18 protein-coding genes are annotated in these 16,654 nt (G+C 43.8%); 15 read left to right on the forward strand and 3 right to left on the reverse strand.

Features of this window, described 5'->3' with window-relative positions; translation table 11 throughout:
* Positions 1 to 9 precede the first annotated feature (9 nt).
* The 3 genes from mnmG (at position 10) to noc (ending at position 3,602) form a co-directional block, all read left to right on the forward strand.
* Positions 10 to 1,896, forward strand: coding sequence for a tRNA uridine-5-carboxymethylaminomethyl(34) synthesis enzyme MnmG (mnmG, locus tag MOB98_RS19340; protein WP_268358657.1), 1,887 nt, complete (start codon positions 10 to 12; stop codon positions 1,894 to 1,896).
* A gap of 13 nt (positions 1,897 to 1,909) precedes the next feature.
* The gene (rsmG, locus tag MOB98_RS19345) at positions 1,910 to 2,629 is read left to right on the forward strand and encodes a 16S rRNA (guanine(527)-N(7))-methyltransferase RsmG (protein WP_268358655.1); all 720 of its coding nucleotides are present in this window, start codon (positions 1,910 to 1,912) and stop codon (positions 2,627 to 2,629) included.
* Positions 2,630 to 2,750: 121 nt separating this feature from the next.
* Positions 2,751 to 3,602, forward strand: coding sequence for a nucleoid occlusion protein (gene noc / locus MOB98_RS19350; protein ID WP_014666147.1), 852 nt, complete (start codon positions 2,751 to 2,753; stop codon positions 3,600 to 3,602).
* Between the two features lie 50 nt (positions 3,603 to 3,652).
* Here noc and MOB98_RS19355 read toward each other — a convergent pair whose 3' ends face one another.
* Complete coding sequence (locus MOB98_RS19355; RefSeq protein WP_268358654.1) at positions 3,653 to 4,093, reverse strand: PH domain-containing protein; 441 nt, start codon at positions 4,091 to 4,093, stop codon at positions 3,653 to 3,655.
* 247 nt (positions 4,094 to 4,340) lie between these two features.
* Between MOB98_RS19355 and soj the strand changes: the two genes are divergently transcribed.
* Positions 4,341 to 5,102 (forward strand): sporulation initiation inhibitor protein Soj, encoded by a 762-nt coding sequence (gene soj, locus MOB98_RS19360; RefSeq protein WP_003219244.1) that lies wholly within the window; start codon positions 4,341 to 4,343, stop codon positions 5,100 to 5,102.
* Positions 5,095 to 5,943, forward strand: coding sequence for a stage 0 sporulation protein Spo0J (gene spo0J / locus MOB98_RS19365; RefSeq protein WP_268358653.1), 849 nt, complete (start codon positions 5,095 to 5,097; stop codon positions 5,941 to 5,943). Before soj ends, spo0J begins: the two co-directional genes overlap by 8 nt.
* 38 nt (positions 5,944 to 5,981) lie before the next feature.
* Here spo0J and yyaC read toward each other — a convergent pair whose 3' ends face one another.
* A complete protein-coding gene (yyaC, locus tag MOB98_RS19370) occupies positions 5,982 to 6,599 on the reverse strand; it encodes a spore protease YyaC (protein WP_268358651.1) in 618 nt (205 codons plus the stop codon).
* Between the two features lie 483 nt (positions 6,600 to 7,082).
* Between yyaC and MOB98_RS19375 the strand changes: the two genes are divergently transcribed.
* The 10 genes from MOB98_RS19375 (at position 7,083) to MOB98_RS19420 (ending at position 15,170) form a co-directional block, all read left to right on the forward strand.
* Positions 7,083 to 8,099, forward strand: coding sequence for a hypothetical protein (locus MOB98_RS19375; RefSeq protein ID WP_268358650.1), 1,017 nt, complete (start codon positions 7,083 to 7,085; stop codon positions 8,097 to 8,099).
* 93 nt (positions 8,100 to 8,192) lie between these two features.
* The gene (locus MOB98_RS19380; RefSeq protein WP_166846114.1) at positions 8,193 to 8,399 is read left to right on the forward strand and encodes a DUF951 domain-containing protein; all 207 of its coding nucleotides are present in this window, start codon (positions 8,193 to 8,195) and stop codon (positions 8,397 to 8,399) included.
* A 49-nt stretch (positions 8,400 to 8,448) separates the two neighbouring features.
* Positions 8,449 to 10,452, forward strand: coding sequence for a molybdopterin-dependent oxidoreductase (locus MOB98_RS19385; RefSeq protein ID WP_268358648.1), 2,004 nt, complete (start codon positions 8,449 to 8,451; stop codon positions 10,450 to 10,452).
* A gap of 126 nt (positions 10,453 to 10,578) precedes the next feature.
* A complete protein-coding gene (gene ychF / locus MOB98_RS19390) occupies positions 10,579 to 11,679 on the forward strand; it encodes a redox-regulated ATPase YchF (RefSeq protein ID WP_268358647.1) in 1,101 nt (366 codons plus the stop codon).
* Between the two features lie 110 nt (positions 11,680 to 11,789).
* Complete coding sequence (rpsF, locus tag MOB98_RS19395; RefSeq protein WP_268358645.1) at positions 11,790 to 12,077, forward strand: 30S ribosomal protein S6; 288 nt, start codon at positions 11,790 to 11,792, stop codon at positions 12,075 to 12,077.
* Between the two features lie 40 nt (positions 12,078 to 12,117).
* Complete coding sequence (gene ssbA, locus MOB98_RS19400) at positions 12,118 to 12,639, forward strand: single-stranded DNA-binding protein SsbA (protein WP_268358643.1); 522 nt, start codon at positions 12,118 to 12,120, stop codon at positions 12,637 to 12,639.
* A gap of 43 nt (positions 12,640 to 12,682) precedes the next feature.
* On the forward strand, positions 12,683 to 12,922 hold the full coding sequence (gene rpsR, locus MOB98_RS19405) for a 30S ribosomal protein S18 (protein ID WP_003219224.1): 240 nt from the start codon (positions 12,683 to 12,685) through the stop codon (positions 12,920 to 12,922).
* A gap of 59 nt (positions 12,923 to 12,981) precedes the next feature.
* Positions 12,982 to 13,740, forward strand: a complete 759-nt coding sequence (gene xth, locus MOB98_RS19410) for an exodeoxyribonuclease III (protein ID WP_268358641.1) — start codon at positions 12,982 to 12,984, stop codon at positions 13,738 to 13,740.
* Between the two features lie 58 nt (positions 13,741 to 13,798).
* Entirely contained in the window at positions 13,799 to 14,734 is a 936-nt protein-coding gene (locus MOB98_RS19415; protein WP_268358639.1) for a LacI family DNA-binding transcriptional regulator, read from the forward strand.
* 55 nt (positions 14,735 to 14,789) lie between these two features.
* Positions 14,790 to 15,170 carry a VOC family protein gene (locus MOB98_RS19420; protein ID WP_268358637.1) on the forward strand — a complete coding sequence of 127 codons (381 nt, stop codon included), beginning with the start codon at positions 14,790 to 14,792 and terminating at the stop codon, positions 15,168 to 15,170.
* 73 nt (positions 15,171 to 15,243) lie between these two features.
* Here MOB98_RS19420 and MOB98_RS19425 read toward each other — a convergent pair whose 3' ends face one another.
* Positions 15,244 to 16,599, reverse strand: a complete 1,356-nt coding sequence (locus tag MOB98_RS19425) for an MFS transporter (protein WP_268358635.1) — start codon at positions 16,597 to 16,599, stop codon at positions 15,244 to 15,246.
* Positions 16,600 to 16,654: the final 55 nt, after the last annotated feature.

Consider the following 16,654-nt stretch of genomic DNA (forward strand, 5'->3'; position numbering starts at 1 on the left):
ACAAGAATCATGGGGTATGAAGCAGGCCAATACGATGTGATTGTGATTGGCGCCGGGCATGCCGGTGTTGAGGCTGCCCTCGCATCTGCACGCCAAGGCGCCAAAACGCTTGTCTTGACCATCAACTTAGATATGGTTGCATTTATGCCATGTAATCCGTCTGTCGGCGGCCCCGCAAAAGGGATTGTCGTCCGCGAAATTGACGCGCTAGGCGGAGAAATGGGCAGAAACATCGATAAAACGCATATTCAAATGAGAATGCTGAATACTGGAAAAGGTCCTGCGGTCCGTGCATTGCGTGCGCAAGCAGACAAATTCCAATATCAGCACGAAATGAAAAATACGCTTGAAAAAGAACCAAACTTAACATTGCTCCAAGGAATAGTGGAGCGGCTGATCGTTGAAGACGGCGAATGCCGCGGTGTGATTACACAAACCGGCGCACATTATCGTGCGAAAGCAGTTGTCATGACAACAGGGACATATTTAAGAGGACGAATCATCCTTGGCGATCTGTCTTACTCAAGCGGTCCGAACAACCAGCAGCCTTCTATTAAGCTTTCTGAGCATTTGGAGGAACTGGGGTTTGACCTTGTTCGGTTTAAAACAGGTACGCCGCCTCGCGTCAAAAGTGACACGATTGATTACAGCAAAACGGAAATTCAGCCTGGTGACGAAGTGCCGCGCGCTTTCTCATATGAAACAGTGGAGTATATTACAGATCAGCTCCCTTGCTGGCTGACATATACGAGCCCTGAGACACATGAGATTATTGACAGCAACCTGCATCGTTCACCGATGTATTCCGGTATGATTAAGGGTACAGGCCCAAGATACTGCCCATCCATTGAGGATAAAGTGGTCCGTTTTAATGATAAACCGCGCCACCAAATCTTCCTTGAACCGGAAGGCAGAAATACGCAGGAAGTCTATGTCCAAGGATTATCTACAAGTCTTCCAGAAGATGTACAGCAGAGAATGCTTGCAACGATTCCGGGTCTTGAAAACGTGCAAATGATGAGAGCCGGCTATGCGATCGAGTACGATGCGATTGTACCGACACAGCTATGGCCGACACTTGAAACGAAAAAAATCGCAAACCTTTATACTGCAGGCCAAATTAACGGAACATCCGGTTATGAGGAGGCTGCGGGACAAGGCATTATGGCGGGAATCAATGCAGGTCGAAAAGCGCTTGGAAAAGAAGAAGTGATTCTGAGCCGTTCTGACGCTTACATTGGTGTTCTGATTGATGACCTTGTGACAAAAGGAACAAATGAACCATACCGTCTTTTGACATCACGTGCTGAATACAGATTGCTTCTCCGTCATGACAATGCTGATTTGCGTCTGACAGAAATCGGACACCGCATTGGATTGATTTCTGATGAGCGCTATGCTGCTTTCGAAAAGAAAAAAGCGGCAATTGAAGCGGAGAAAAAACGTCTGCATTCTGTGATTATCAAGCCGTCTCCGGAAAATCAAGAATATATCCGTTCTCTTGGCGGAAGCGAATTGAAAGATGGCGTTCGCGGCACAGACTTGATGAAACGTCCTGAAATGAACTATGAAACAGTCACAAAACTGGCGCCGCCAGAAGTGCCGGTTCCTCAAGACGTGGCAGAACAAGTAGAAATCCAAGTGAAATATGAAGGATATATTGAAAAATCTCTTCAGCAAGTGGAGAAACTGAAGAAGATGGAAAATAAAAAAATTCCGGATCGAATTGATTATGACGCAATTAAAGGGATTGCGACTGAGGCGCGTCAAAAGCTGAAAAACGTGCGGCCTTTGTCTGTTGCCCAAGCTTCCCGCATTTCCGGTGTAAACCCGGCGGACATTTCAATTCTATTGGTATATTTAGAGCAGGGACGCATTGCGAAGATAGCCGAATAGAAAGGATGACGGCATGAATATTGAAGAATTCACTTCTGGTTTGGCGGAAAAAGGGATCTCCCTTTCTCCCCGTCAGCTGGAGCAATTTGAACTGTATTTCGACATGCTGGTTGAATGGAACGAAAAAATCAATCTGACTTCAATTACAGAGAAAAAAGAAGTGTATCTTAAGCATTTTTATGATTCCATTACAGCAGCTTTTTATGTCGACTTCAATCAGGTGAACACGATTTGTGATGTCGGAGCGGGAGCGGGTTTTCCGAGTCTTCCGATTAAAATATGCTTTCCGCACCTTCATGTCACAATCGTGGATTCACTAAACAAACGGATTACGTTTTTAGAGAAATTGTCTGAAGCTTTGCAATTGGAGAATACGACATTCTGCCATGACAGGGCTGAAACATTCGGACAGCGGAAAGACGTTAGGGAAAGCTATGATATTGTGACGGCGAGAGCAGTTGCAAGACTATCTGTTTTAAGTGAACTTTGCCTGCCTCTAGTGAAGAAAAACGGTTTATTTGTTGCTTTAAAAGCGGCATCAGCTGAAGAAGAACTGAATGCAGGTAAAAAAGCAATCACGACGCTTGGAGGAGAACTTGAGAATATCCATTCCTTTAAGCTGCCTATTGAAGAAAGCGATCGTAATATTATGGTGATACGCAAGACAAAAAATACACCTAAGAAGTATCCAAGAAAACCGGGAACTCCTAATAAATCGCCAATTGAAGGGTAATTTAGCCAGCCTGATATGACAATACCATCATATTTTCATCAAAATTGATGGATGTACAGCAGGAAAAACCATGAGAAAATAGAATTATAAAAATGGCAGTTTTTAAAGGTGGTGTAGGTACATGAAGCATTCATTCTCTCGTTTCTTCGGGCTTGGTGAGAAGGAACAGGAACCGGAGATTGCTGAACATGATACAAACAAAGAAGAGATTCTGGAAATACCGGTAAATGCTATCGTTCCCAACCGTTTTCAGCCACGCACCATTTTCTCAGATGAAAAAATCAAAGAGTTAGCAATGACCATTCATACACACGGCATTATTCAGCCGATTGTTGTCAGGCATACAGAAGAAGAAGGCCAATACGAACTCATTGCAGGTGAAAGACGCTGGAGAGCGGTGCAATCGCTCGAGTGGGAAAAGATTCCGGCAATTATTAAGGATTTTTCCGACACGGAAACCGCTTCTGTTGCGTTAATTGAAAACTTGCAGCGGGAAGAACTGTCTTCTATTGAGGAAGCGCATGCCTATGCTCGGCTTCTTGAACTGCATGATTTAACACAGGAAGCACTTGCACAACGTTTAGGAAAAGGGCAGTCTACAATTGCGAATAAGCTGCGGTTATTAAAGCTGCCTCAGCCGGTCCAAGACGCGATTATGGAGAAGAAAATCACCGAGCGTCATGCCAGAGCGCTGATTCCGCTGAAACAGCCTGAGCTCCAAGTTACACTGCTCACAGAGATTATTGAGAAAAGTCTAAATGTAAAGCAGACGGAAGACCGCGTGGTGAAAATGCTGGAGCAAGGTCAAAGAAAACCAAAGCCGAGGCGCAAAGCGTTCAGCAGAGATACAAGAATAGCAATGAACACGATTCGCCAGTCTCTATCAATGGTTGAAGACAGCGGTGTAAAATTGAATACGGAAGAAGAAGAATTTGAAGAGTATATTCAATTAACGATTCGCATACCAAAATAAAAGCTCTCCTGAAAAGCAGGAGAGCTTTTTATAATTGCACTAAAAGGAATTTAATTACTTTTAGTGTGTATTGTTATATTAGAATTCTTTTCTTTGAGCTTGTGGATAAATTCTTCTGTATGTCGCGGTGATATCACTGCATGTCCCCATCCCCCCTGATAATATACCGTGATGGCATGGCGAGAGCCGATCAGTCGAAACCCTGACCATAGCTTCTTTTTTTGAACCACTCTTTCAACTTTTTCGTAAGGAATTTGATGTTTGATCAGTCCGGCTTTAATGATCAGGTGGTGCTCCTTCAATAGATATCTCAGGTCAATAAAGCTCCAAATGATGAGCACATTTAAAAGAGTCAGCAGAGTGAAAATGATCCAACCGGAAACACTCATATTTACCAGTACGAAAGGAACAATGGCATCTGCCTGTATCAGTAATATGAGAAACACAATCATCAGCGTAACGGGTACATCTCTCTTTGTTTGATAAACCATTATCTCACCGTCCTGTTTCCGCGTTATGCACTGTTACTTCTTCTTTTTTTCTTTAAGAAATACCTTTTTTAAGTCAAAAAAACATAGAAATTGCAGAATTTATAAGGGAAAGCATAAAGCGTGCTTGAATTTTCAATTATTTCCCTTCTGAATCGGAACAAAATGATGAAAAAAATGAAACGCTTTAATCTTTTTTTGATAGAATAGAAGCAAGATAGTACATGTTCATGTGAAAGTAGGTGACATCGTGGGAAAAATCATAGCAATTACGAACCAAAAAGGCGGGGTCGGCAAAACAACGACGTCTGTCAACCTTGGGGCATGTTTGGCTTACATAGGGAAAAGGGTTCTGCTGGTAGATATTGATCCGCAGGGAAATGCGACAAGCGGATTAGGGATTGAAAAAGCCGATGTAGAGCAGTGTGTGTACGATATTTTAGTAGATGATGCAGATGTAATAGATATTATTAAAGCAACGACAGTAGAGAATTTGGACGTAATTCCAGCAACGATTCAGCTTGCCGGAGCTGAAATCGAGCTGGTTCCGACGATTTCAAGAGAAGTAAGACTAAAGAGGGCGCTTGAAGCAGTAAAGCAGAATTATGATTATATTATCATTGATTGTCCGCCGTCATTGGGACTCCTGACGATTAATGCGCTTACGGCCTCAGATTCCGTGGTGATTCCTGTACAGTGCGAATATTACGCCTTAGAAGGGCTCAGCCAGTTATTAAACACAGTACGCCTTGTGCAGAAGCACTTGAATACTGATTTAATGATTGAAGGAGTATTGCTGACAATGCTTGATGCACGGACAAATCTCGGCATTCAAGTTATTGAAGAGGTTAAAAAATATTTTAGAGATAAAGTATATAAGACGGTTATTCCGCGTAATGTCCGTCTGAGCGAGGCACCGAGTCACGGAAAACCCATCATTTTATACGATCCGCGGTCAAGAGGTGCGGAAGTATATTTAGATTTAGCAAAGGAAGTGGCTGCGAATGGCTAAAGGCCTTGGAAAAGGGATTAATGCGTTGTTTAATCAGGTCGATTTGTCTGAAGAGACAGTAGAAGAAATAAAAGTTGCCGATTTACGCCCTAATCCTTATCAGCCAAGAAAACACTTTGATGACGAGGCATTAGCTGAACTAAAAGAATCTGTGCTGCAGCATGGCATTCTTCAGCCGCTAATCGTCAGAAAATCTTTAAAAGGCTATGATATTGTTGCGGGTGAACGGCGTTTTCGAGCGGCAAAGCTGGCGGGCTTAGACACGGTTCCGGCGATTGTCCGTGAATTATCAGAGGCATTAATGAGAGAAATTGCTTTATTAGAAAACCTTCAGCGTGAAGATTTATCACCGCTTGAAGAGGCTCAGGCCTATGATTCATTACTGAAACACTTAGACCTCACGCAAGAACAGCTTGCCAAACGTCTTGGGAAAAGCAGACCGCATATTGCGAATCATTTAAGATTGCTGACACTTCCAGAAAACATTCAACAGCTTATTGCCGAAGGTACGCTTTCTATGGGACATGGACGCACGCTTCTTGGCTTGAAAAACAAAAATAAGCTTGAGCCGCTTGTTCAAAAGGTGATTGCAGAGCAGCTCAATGTCCGTCAGCTTGAGCAGCTGATTCAGCAGTTAAATCAGAATGTTCCACGTGAAACAAAGAAAAAAGAACCTGTGAAAGACGCGATTCTAAAGGAACGGGAATCCTATCTCCAAAATTATTTTGGAACAACTGTTAATATTAAAAGACAGAAGAAAAAAGGCAAAATTGAAATTGAATTTTTCTCTAATGAAGACCTTGACCGGATTTTAGAGCTTTTGTCTGAACGAGAATCGTAAATGAAGAAACCATCTTTCAAGTGAAGATGGTTTTTGTTTTATATTCGTCCGGTGAGTCTTTGCAGCGGGCTCAGGCGTTCCTGCCTCCACTCTGTCCGATCTGTTAAACTTAGTCCCTCAGCCAGAACATTTGCCATATTCATGACCAGGTTCAGCCTTGTATTTTGTAAAACAAAGTATTCCATAAAACCGCTCACATTCACAATTCCATTAATATGAAGATCTCCCACTTCAGGAAGGTCTTTTTGCACGCCGGCTCCGGGTTTTAATGGCCCGTCTCCAATCTGAAACGACCCTACACTTTTGACGCGTCCTAAGCATGCATCGACTGCAATAATAAATGGGTTTTTATGTAATTTTTGAATATCATTGATTTTATCCTTCATGTTCACAGCATGAACGGGGTCTGATAAGGTGCCATAGACGTGGAATCTGGAGAGCTGCATCTGATTAAGTTTCATTCCTACGAGCGGGCCTAATGAATCACCGGTTGAACGGTCTGTTCCGATACAAACCACAACAATTGGTTTGCCGGCAGCTTTACGTAAGGATGATGAAAGGATGGTTTGGATTTGTTTTGGTGCAGCTGCATCTGTATGTGAAACATATTGCTTTACTCGTTCCTGGGAGGAAAAAAGCCCGCCTTTTCGATTCATAGGTTTCACTTCCTTGTTATAGTAGGTAACAGAATAGCTATGGTGTTTGTGTAGATATGTAAGGTTGTTTACAGTATATCCAGCAGAACGTTCTTTTATGCTTTGTGTATGGTATCAAAATAGAGGAATGATATGAGTGGTTAGTTGGTTGCTTATACGTATTGTGCCCCGATGCCTCGATGATGATCAAGCTGTGGTCTGCTGACAAAACAGTTGATAATGAATAGATGTTTATATTGGGATAGGGCCATACCGAAAAAGGTTAGGATGCTGGGGAAGATGCATGCAGAGGGTCTTTCCTTATTTCCGCGGACAAACTAATATCCCATTTTAGACTGCCTTCATCGGCAGTATTTTTATGTGTATTTCGTATGATAATTTCACCTTGTGGCCAATGTCTGTGAAAATATGGCATGTTTGCTTTCTGTTATTTATATAGTAGCAATAACGGGAACAAGCTGAACTCTGTGCTATGAGGTGATGATGTTGTGGAGAGCCGGAATGAAGTGGATGCTGCTCATATTAGGGAGCCTGATCGGGGCCGGATATGCGAGCGGTCAGGAGATTTGGCAGTTTTTTGGGGCGGAAAGCGGCCTTGCTATTGTGTTGTTTACAATCATGTTCATTTTCACGTCTTATATTGTGATGAAAATCAGCTTTAAGGTTCAATCCACTCATTTTCTGCCGGTTCTGGAACATTTGATGGGACCATGGCTGGCGAAAGTTTATGATGTCCTCATCATTTTCTATTTGTTTTCGACGACTATGGTGATGATTGCCGGAGGCGGTGTGACACTTCAAATGTACAAGCTTCCTTTCTGGTGGGGAATCGCGCTGATTTGCATTGTGACAGTGTGTTTGTTTTTCTGGGATGTGAAAGGAATATTATCAGTGAATGGCATTTTAATACCTGTTTTAGTAGCGGGGCTGCTGTATGCGCTGATTTCCTTTCAGAGCACGCATCACCATACGTGGACGATTGATTTGACTCGGCAGTATAACTGGCCTGCAAGCATTACCTTTACCTCTTTAAACATCCTTTCAGTTGTCGCGATTTTATCCTCAGTTGGGAAAGAAATGAAAGGACTCGGAGAAGCGAAGATTGCAAGTGTGGCAAGCGGACTTATTTTTGGCGTGATCTCTTTTGTTTATAATGAAACGTTAGTGGAGCTGGCTGGCTCCCTTTCTCAGTTTGAAATACCGTTGTTTGCTGTTCTGGAGGGTGCGCCTTATCTTCTTTTTTTATGTATGACAGCGGTGCTGTGCCTGGCGATTTACACGACGACGGTAGCAGGGTTGCTGGGGCTGTCCAGCCGGCTGATGGCGTTTGTTCATTTGCCGAGATGGATGATTGTGTTGATTCTATTAGCGTTGATGGTGCCTTTTACTTCTTTCGGCTTTTCTGATTTGATCGCGTTTTTGTACCCGATATACGGGATGCTGAATTTGTATTTGTTGGTTTGTTTGCTGTTATATCCTATTTTGAGTAAATGGAAATAAGAGGATCTCTCTCTTTTCGGATATCTTGATTGCTCTTATGATCAGTTTTTTTGTACAATAGATACAGCAGTTTATGAAAAGAGGTGAAGGGTCTTGGCGGATAAAGACTTTGGCCTGAATGATGTTGTAGAAATGAAAAAACCGCATCCATGCGGCGCGAACAGCTGGAAAATTATACGCATGGGAATGGATATTCGAATTAAGTGTGAGGGATGTTCTCACAGTGTGATGATTCCGAGAAAAGAATTTGAAAGAAAACTAAAAAAAGTACTAATTAAGCATGAGGAGCCTACTTCGTAAAAGGCTGGCACTCATGCTTTTTCATATAGAAGGTAAGGAGAAGACGGCGATGAGCAAAGTGCATCAGTCAGCATGTCCGCTGAATTGCTGGGACAGCTGCGGCTTTTTGGTGACGGTTGATGACGGAAAGGTAACAAAAGTGGACGGAGATCCGAACCACCCGATTACGGAAGGCAAAATCTGCGGCCGCGGCAGAATGCTTGAGACAAAAACAAATTCGCCTGAGCGGCTTCGCTATCCGATGAAAAAACAAAATGGCGAGTTTGTGCGGATTTCCTGGGAGCAGGCGCTAGATGAAATTGCCGATAAGCTTCGGGAGATCAAGGAAACGTCAGAAACGACTGCTGTTTTGCACAGCCATGATTATGCCAATAACGGTTTGTTAAAAGCGCTAGATCAGCGTTTTTTTAATGGATATGGCGGCGTGACTGAAATTGTCGGGAGCATATGCTGGGGCTCCGGTATCGAGGCGCAAAGCTGGGATTTCGGACGTTCATATGGGCACGGCCCGCTTGATATTTACAACAGCAAGCATGTTGTGGTGTGGGGAAGAAATGTATCGAGAACGAATATGCACTTATACCATCATTTGCAGCAGGTAAAGAAAAAGGGTGCCACGCTTACAGTGATTGATCCGATCTTCAACCCGACTGCCAAGCTTGCAGACCGCTATATCTCTGTAAAGCCTGGAATGGATGGATGGCTTGCGGCGGCTGTGTTGAAGGTTCTGATTGAGACAGGAAGAACGGATGAGACGTTTATTTCTGAGCACTCTGTCGGTTTTGATGATGTAAAAGAGCTTTTGGACAGCGTTTCTTTAGAGGAGTTTATTGTGAAAACAGAAACTTCAATGGAGGAGCTGGAGTTTCTGGCTGGTTTGTATGCTGACGGCCCGGTGTCCACCTTTATGGGGCTTGGCATGCAGCGATATAAAAACGGCGGCGAAACGATTCGCTGGATTGATGCACTCGTTGCGGCAAGCGGAAATGTTGGAATCAAAGGCGGCGGCGCAAATTTCGGGAATGTCCAGGTTGGGGAGAGCTTTGCAAAAACGAAGCTGACACTGCCGGAATTAAAAACAACGTCGCGTTCGTTTTCAATGATGACACAGGCTGAAGAGGTGTTGACGGCTTCTGATCCAGCGATTGAGATGATCATTGTGACGTGCGGGAACCCGCTGACTCAGGTGCCGAATACCAATAAGGTAAGACAAGCGTTTGAAAACGTGCCAATGACGGTGGCGATTGATTCTATCATGACAGATACGGCAAAGCTGTGTGATTATGTGCTGCCGACAGCCACTGTTTTTGAAGAAGAGGATATCTACTATTCTAGTATGTATCATCATTACGTTCAGTACGGGAAGAAGCTTGTGGAGCCGCAAGGGGAAGCGAAGCCGGACAGCTGGATTTGGTCAGAGCTTGCAAAACGCCTCGGATTTGGTGAGCTGTTTGAATACAGTACTGACGAGTTTTTGGAGATGGGGCTTTCTTCATTGGAAACTGAGGATGTGACACTGGAGCGATTGAAAGAAAAAGGGCACCTCCCTCTTCCAGTTAAGCAGGTGCCATGGGATGATTATAAGTTCCTGACGCCGAGCGGTAAATATGAATTTACTTCGTCGCTAGCTGAGGAAAAAGGATTGAGCGGTTTGCTTCGATTACATGTGCCTGAAGAATCTGTATTCCATAATGAGGAGTTAGCTGAAAAGTATCCTTACACACTTTTATCAATTCACCCGCAGCGCTCTAACCATTCGCAGCATGTGCCGTTTATTGAAAAGCTTCAGCACATTCAAGTGGATATTTCTCCGGATATAGCGGCTGAGCAGAATCTTCAGGACGGAGACGAGGTTGCTGTCTTTAATGACCGCGGGCGCTTGGCGGGCAAGGTGAAAGTGATGAAGCAGGCTCATCCGAAGACGATTAATATAGATGAAGGCATGTGGGCGGCTTTTGGAGGTTCAGTCAATGCGCTTACAAATGATACAAATTCCGATAATGGCATGGGAAGTACGCTTTTTGACTGTTTAGTAGGCTTGAAAAAAGCATAATCAAAGGGATTGGCAGGCTGAAAATGCAGTTTTGTCAGCTTGTCTTTTCCAGTGAACCTCCTTATAATTGCTCTAGGTTCAAAATACGTTTATACAATGATGGTTTTATATAGAGGAGATGAAAGAATGGCTTTAACAGCTGGAATTGTTGGTTTGCCAAACGTCGGGAAATCAACACTATTTAACGCAATTACTCAGGCCGGTGCCGAATCAGCCAACTACCCGTTCTGTACAATTGATCCGAACGTGGGAATTGTAGAAGTACCCGACGAACGTCTGCAAAAGCTGACTGAGCTGGTCAAACCGAAGAAGACTGTGCCAACTGCTTTTGAATTTACTGATATTGCAGGTATCGTGAAAGGCGCATCCAAAGGAGAAGGGCTCGGAAATAAATTTCTTTCCCACATTCGCCAGGTTGATGCAATTTGCCACGTTGTCCGCGCTTTTTCTGATGACAACATAACACACGTTTCCGGAAAAGTTGATCCGATTGATGACATTGAAACGATTAATCTTGAACTGGTTCTCGCGGACATGGAAACGGTTGAAAAGCGGATTACACGCGTCAGCAAACTTGCGAAGCAAAAAGATAAAGACGCTGTGTTTGAGTTTGAGATTTTGTCTAAACTGAAAGAAGCGTTTGAGAACGAAAAGCCAGCCCGTTCTGTTGAGTTTACTGACGAGCAGCAAAAGCTTGTGAAACAGCTTCATTTACTTACATCTAAGCCTATTTTGTACGTAGCGAATGTGAGCGAAGATGAAGTGGCTGATCCGTCTGACAATGAGTATGTAGCGAAGATTCGTGAATATGCTGCCGGCGAAAATGCGGAAGTTATCGTTGTGTGTGCGAAAATCGAATCTGAAATCGCTGAGCTTGAAGGCGAAGAAAAGCAAATGTTCCTAGAGGAGCTGGGTATCGAAGAATCAGGCTTAGATCAGCTGATCAAAGCATCTTACTCCCTTCTAGGCCTTGCAACATATTTCACAGCAGGTGAACAGGAAGTGAGAGCTTGGACATTCAAAAAGGGCATGAAAGCCCCTGAGTGTGCAGGAATTATTCATAGTGACTTTGAGCGCGGCTTCATTCGTGCTGAAACTGTTGCTTATGAGGATCTTCTTGCGGGAGGCGGCATGGCAGGAGCCAAAGAAGCAGGAAAAGTCCGTCTCGAAGGAAAAGAATATGTGGTCCAAGACGGAGATGTCATTCATTTCCGATTTAATGTATAGGATGCAGTTGTAAAGGGACAAGAGCTTTGGTATAATATAAAATTGTGAGTAATAGAATTATTGCTCCTTGCCCATTATGGGCCGCTTAGTCCAAAAGGAGGTGCAAACAGATGAGAAAGTACGAAGTTATGTACATTATCCGCCCAAACATTGACGATGAGTCTAAAAAAGCAGTTATCGAGCGTTTCAACAACGTTCTGACTTCTAACGGTGCGGAGATCACTGGAACAAAGGATTGGGGTAAACGTCGTCTTGCTTACGAAATCAACGATTTCCGCGACGGTTTCTACCAAATCGTAAACGTTCAATCTGAAGCTGCGGCAGTTCAAGAATTTGACCGTCTAGCTAAGATCAGTGACGATATCATTCGCCACATTGTTGTTAAAGAAGAAGAGTAAGCAATATTGAAATATATAATGGTAAAAGGTGGTCTTTCTTATGCTTAACCGAGTTGTATTAGTCGGAAGACTGACAAAAGACCCAGAGCTTCGTTATACGCCAAACGGTGCGGCTGTTGCTACGTTTACTCTTGCTGTGAATCGTACTTTTACGAACCAGTCCGGAGAACGTGAGGCCGATTTCATTAATTGTGTCACTTGGAGAAGACAAGCCGAAAACGTTGCAAACTTCCTGAAAAAAGGGAGCCTTGCAGGCGTAGATGGCCGTTTACAAACAAGAAATTATGAAAACCAGCAAGGACAGCGTGTCTTCGTGACCGAGGTCCAAGCTGAAAGTGTTCAATTTCTTGAGCCGAAAAACGGCGGCGGCGGTTCTGGTTCAGGTGGATACAACGAAGGAAACAGCGGCGGAGGCCAGTACTTTGGCGGAGGCCAAAACGATAATCCATTCGGCGGAAATCAAAACAACCAGAGACGAAATCAGGGGAATAGCTTTAATGATGACCCATTTGCCAACGATGGCAAACCGATTGACATCTCGGATGATGATCTTCCATTCTAATGTGATTATCGCCTAAAATGAAAAAGAAAGGAGGGAAATGACAATGGCAGGAGGACGCAGAGGCGGTCGTGCGAAACGCCGTAAAGTGTGTTATTTCACTTCTAACGGTATCACGCACATCGACTACAAAGATGTAGATCTTCTTAAAAAGTTTGTTTCTGAGCGCGGTAAAATTTTACCACGTCGTGTAACTGGAACAAACGCTAAATACCAACGTAAATTGACTGCAGCGATCAAACGCGCTCGTCAAATGGCTTTACTTCCGTACGTAAGCGGTGAGTAAGCTGATACGTAAAGAGCAAGGGCCTTCGGGTTCTTGCTCTTTTTTATAGGGGGATGAACATGAAGCTGATTTCTTGGAATGTAAACGGCCTGCGGGCTGTCATGAGAAAGATGGACTTCCTCTCTTATTTGAAAGAAGAGGATGCAGATATCATATGTCTTCAGGAAACGAAGATACAGGCCGGCCAGGTTGATCTTCAGCCTGATGGCTATCATGTGTATTGGAATTATGCAGTAAAAAAAGGATACTCTGGCACGGCTGTTTTTTCAAAACAAGAGCCGCTGCGTGTCATGTACGGTATCGGAATAGAAGAGCATGACCAAGAAGGCAGAGTGATTACGCTGGAGTTTGAAAACGTGTTTGTGATGACCGTTTACACGCCTAATTCTAAAAGAGGATTGGAGCGGATCGATTATCGTATGCAATGGGAAGAGGCTTTATTATCATATATCCTCGAATTGGACAAGAAAAAACCAGTCATTTTATGCGGTGATTTGAATGTAGCGCATCAGGAAATTGATTTGAAGAATCCAAAGGCGAACCGGAATAACGCTGGGTTTTCAGATCAAGAAAGAGGAGCATTCACTCGTTTCTTGGAAGCTGGATTTATTGACTCCTTCCGTCATGTCTATCCAGATCTTGAAGGCGCTTATTCCTGGTGGTCGTACCGTGCCGGCGCCCGGGACAGAAATATTGGATGGCGCATCGATTATTTTATTGTTTCTGAAAGGCTTAAGGAACAGATTGAGGATGCCGGCATATCAGCGGGCGTCATGGGTTCCGACCATTGTCCTGTTGAACTTATGATCAATATATGATGTGATAGCAGTAAGGATTTTACACTTACTGCTTTTTTATTTGAAAAAGGAGAAAGAGATGGCAAACATAAAAGAGATTGCGAGACTGGCAAATGTATCTGTTTCGACTGTTTCACGTGTATTGAATCATCATCCGTACGTGTCTGAAGAAAAGAGAAGACATGTTCATCAAGTCATAAAGGAATTAGATTACACACCAAATCGAACTGCAATCGATCTCATTCGCGGGAAAACCCATACGGTCGGTGTGATTCTGCCTTATAACGACCATCCTTGCTTTGATAAAATCATAAACGGGATCACCAAGGCGGCCTTTCAGCATGAATACGCAACGACTCTCCTCCCCACCAATTATAACCCCGCTATTGAAATCAAATATTTAGAGCTGTTAAGAACGAAGAAAATAGATGGTCTCATTATTACATCCCGTGCCAATGACTGGGACAGCATTATCGCTTATCAGGAGTATGGGCCGATCATCGCTTGTGAGGATACCAGCGACATTGATGTGCCTTGTGCGTACAACGACAGAAAGACTGCTTATGCAGAGAGCTTTCGCTATCTAAAGAGCCGCGGACATGAGAATATCGCTTTTACGTGCGTCAGAGAAGCCGACAGGAGTCCGAGCACGGCTGATAAAGCTGCGGCCTATAAAGCCGTCTGCGGGAGCCTGGAGAACCGTCATATGCTGTCCGGATGCAACGATATGAATGACGGTGAGCGGGCAGCTAAACACTTTTATAATAGCCGACAGGTTCCAACGGCTATTTATGCAAATAGTGATGAAGTGGCAGCTGGAATTCACGTATTTGCCCAAAAGAATAAATGGGATGTTGAAATCATCGGTGAGGGGAATTCTTCTATCAGCCGTGTTCTTGGTTTTCCGTCGCTTGATTTGAATCTTGAGCAGCTCGGCATCGCAGCATTTTCCCTATTTTTGCAGGATGAACCCGTTGATATTAAAATTCAGCATCAATTTGAGAAAAAGGCTTGAACTGAAATGCATTTCATACCTTATAACTTCAGTGAAGGTGAAGGAGGAGGAAGACATGCGGATTGAACATACAGCGATCTGGGTCAAAGATTTAGAGCGAATGAAGTCTTTTTATGAAACGTATTTTAATGGCGAAGCGAATGATTTGTATCATAATGAGAAAAAAGATTTTAAGTCTTATTTTATTACGTTTGATTCCGGAGCAAGGCTGGAAATTATGAATAAAGGGAATGTGACTGACCCGCCTTCACAAACAATGACAGGCTGGGCACACATTGCCTTTTCCGTTGGAAGCCGGGAGAAGGTTGATGAACTGACTGATCGATTGAAGAAGGATGGTTTTGCAGTAGTCAACGGCCCAAGGACAACCGGAGACGGCTACTATGAAAGTGTGATTGAAGATGATGAAGGGAATTTGATTGAGATTACAATTTGACATCGCGGAAAGCCCGCGAGGAAGTTGAGGAAATGCAGTGAGATCAGTGCGGCAGATCCGCACTGACTTTTTTTTAAATCTGTTTTGCGTTCGTATTAGGACCGAAGCAAATTAACAGCAAGGAGCACGCGAGCCAGCATCCGCCGATAAATAAAAAGACGCTGACATAGCCGAGCTGAACAGCGATAAACCCGACAAGCAGTGAGCCGAAAATGTTTGAAAAACGGCCGAGGCCATAGGCTAAACCGCTGCCGGACGAACGGTATTCAGTCGGATAAGGTTCTGACGTATAAGCGTATAAGTTCGAGGTGAAAACCCGTTCCGTGATATTCACGATAAAGCCAAACACAATGATCATGATCGGAATAAAAGTCATGCCGTATAAGAGACCGGCGATGGCTGTCAGAAACGCGCTGGCGGCTAAAATCCATTTTCTTTGAAATCTTTCAGAAATCATTGAACCGAGCAGTGCGCCAAGCGGAGCGCCGACGGAGTGCAATACGTTATACCACAACGTATTTTCCATGGTGACGCCATTGCTTTTTAACAGGCTTGGAACCCATGAGGCAAATCCGTAAAATCCAAACGTTTCAAAAATCCATACAGCAGATAAAACGATGGTGATTTTGAGGTTTCTTCCTTTCAATAATCCTGCGTAACCAGCATGTTTCTGAACAGTTTCACTTACTTTAGGCTGGGCTGGTGCTGGAAGCGGGCCTTTCTCCTTTTCAACCTGTGCTTCAATACGGTTGAGGATCGCATCGGCCTTCGCATATTCACCGCGATTTTCATGCCAGCGAGGTGATTCTTCCAGCCGGCGGATGAAGAAAAAATAAATAAGGCCGACGGCACCCCATACAAACACAAGCCTCCATCCCCATGAGCCGAGTGGAATGACAAAGGCAGACACAATATTGGTAATTGGAACGCCGATCAATCCAATCATGGCACAGAAAGATATATATTTTCCGCGGACACTGGAAGGGAAAATTTCCGCCAAATAGCTATTGGTAATGACCATGGCGGCTGCGACGCCAAACCCGGTGAGAAAACGGAATATCATTAAAGACGGGATGTCCCATGCTGCGGCATTGCATAGCGATGCAATTGAGAAAACAAAGACAAATAGATTTAAGGCTTTTTTTCGGCCAATTCGATCCGACAGCCTTCCTCCTAATGAGGCGCCTAAAAACATGCCTAAAAACGAAGCCGCTGTTACATTGGCAATGGTTGAAAGCGGGATGCCCCAATGTTCAATCAGTGCCGGCGCTACATTGCTGAGGGTAAATAAATCTGCAAGATCGAAGAAATAAACAATGCCGAGAGCGGTTAATACTTGGAAGTGAACACGCGAAATCGGAAGGCGGTCTAAACGATTCGCTGCGTTTGAGAAAGGATGTGTATTTTTCTGTTTAAAGATCGTATTCATAAAAAACCCCCTTTTGAGTAGTAAGAAAAGACTGAAAATTCTCCTCTTGTGAATA

The organism is Bacillus sp. N13C7, from assembly GCF_026790065.1.
Classification (GTDB): domain Bacteria; phylum Bacillota; class Bacilli; order Bacillales; family Bacillaceae; genus Bacillus.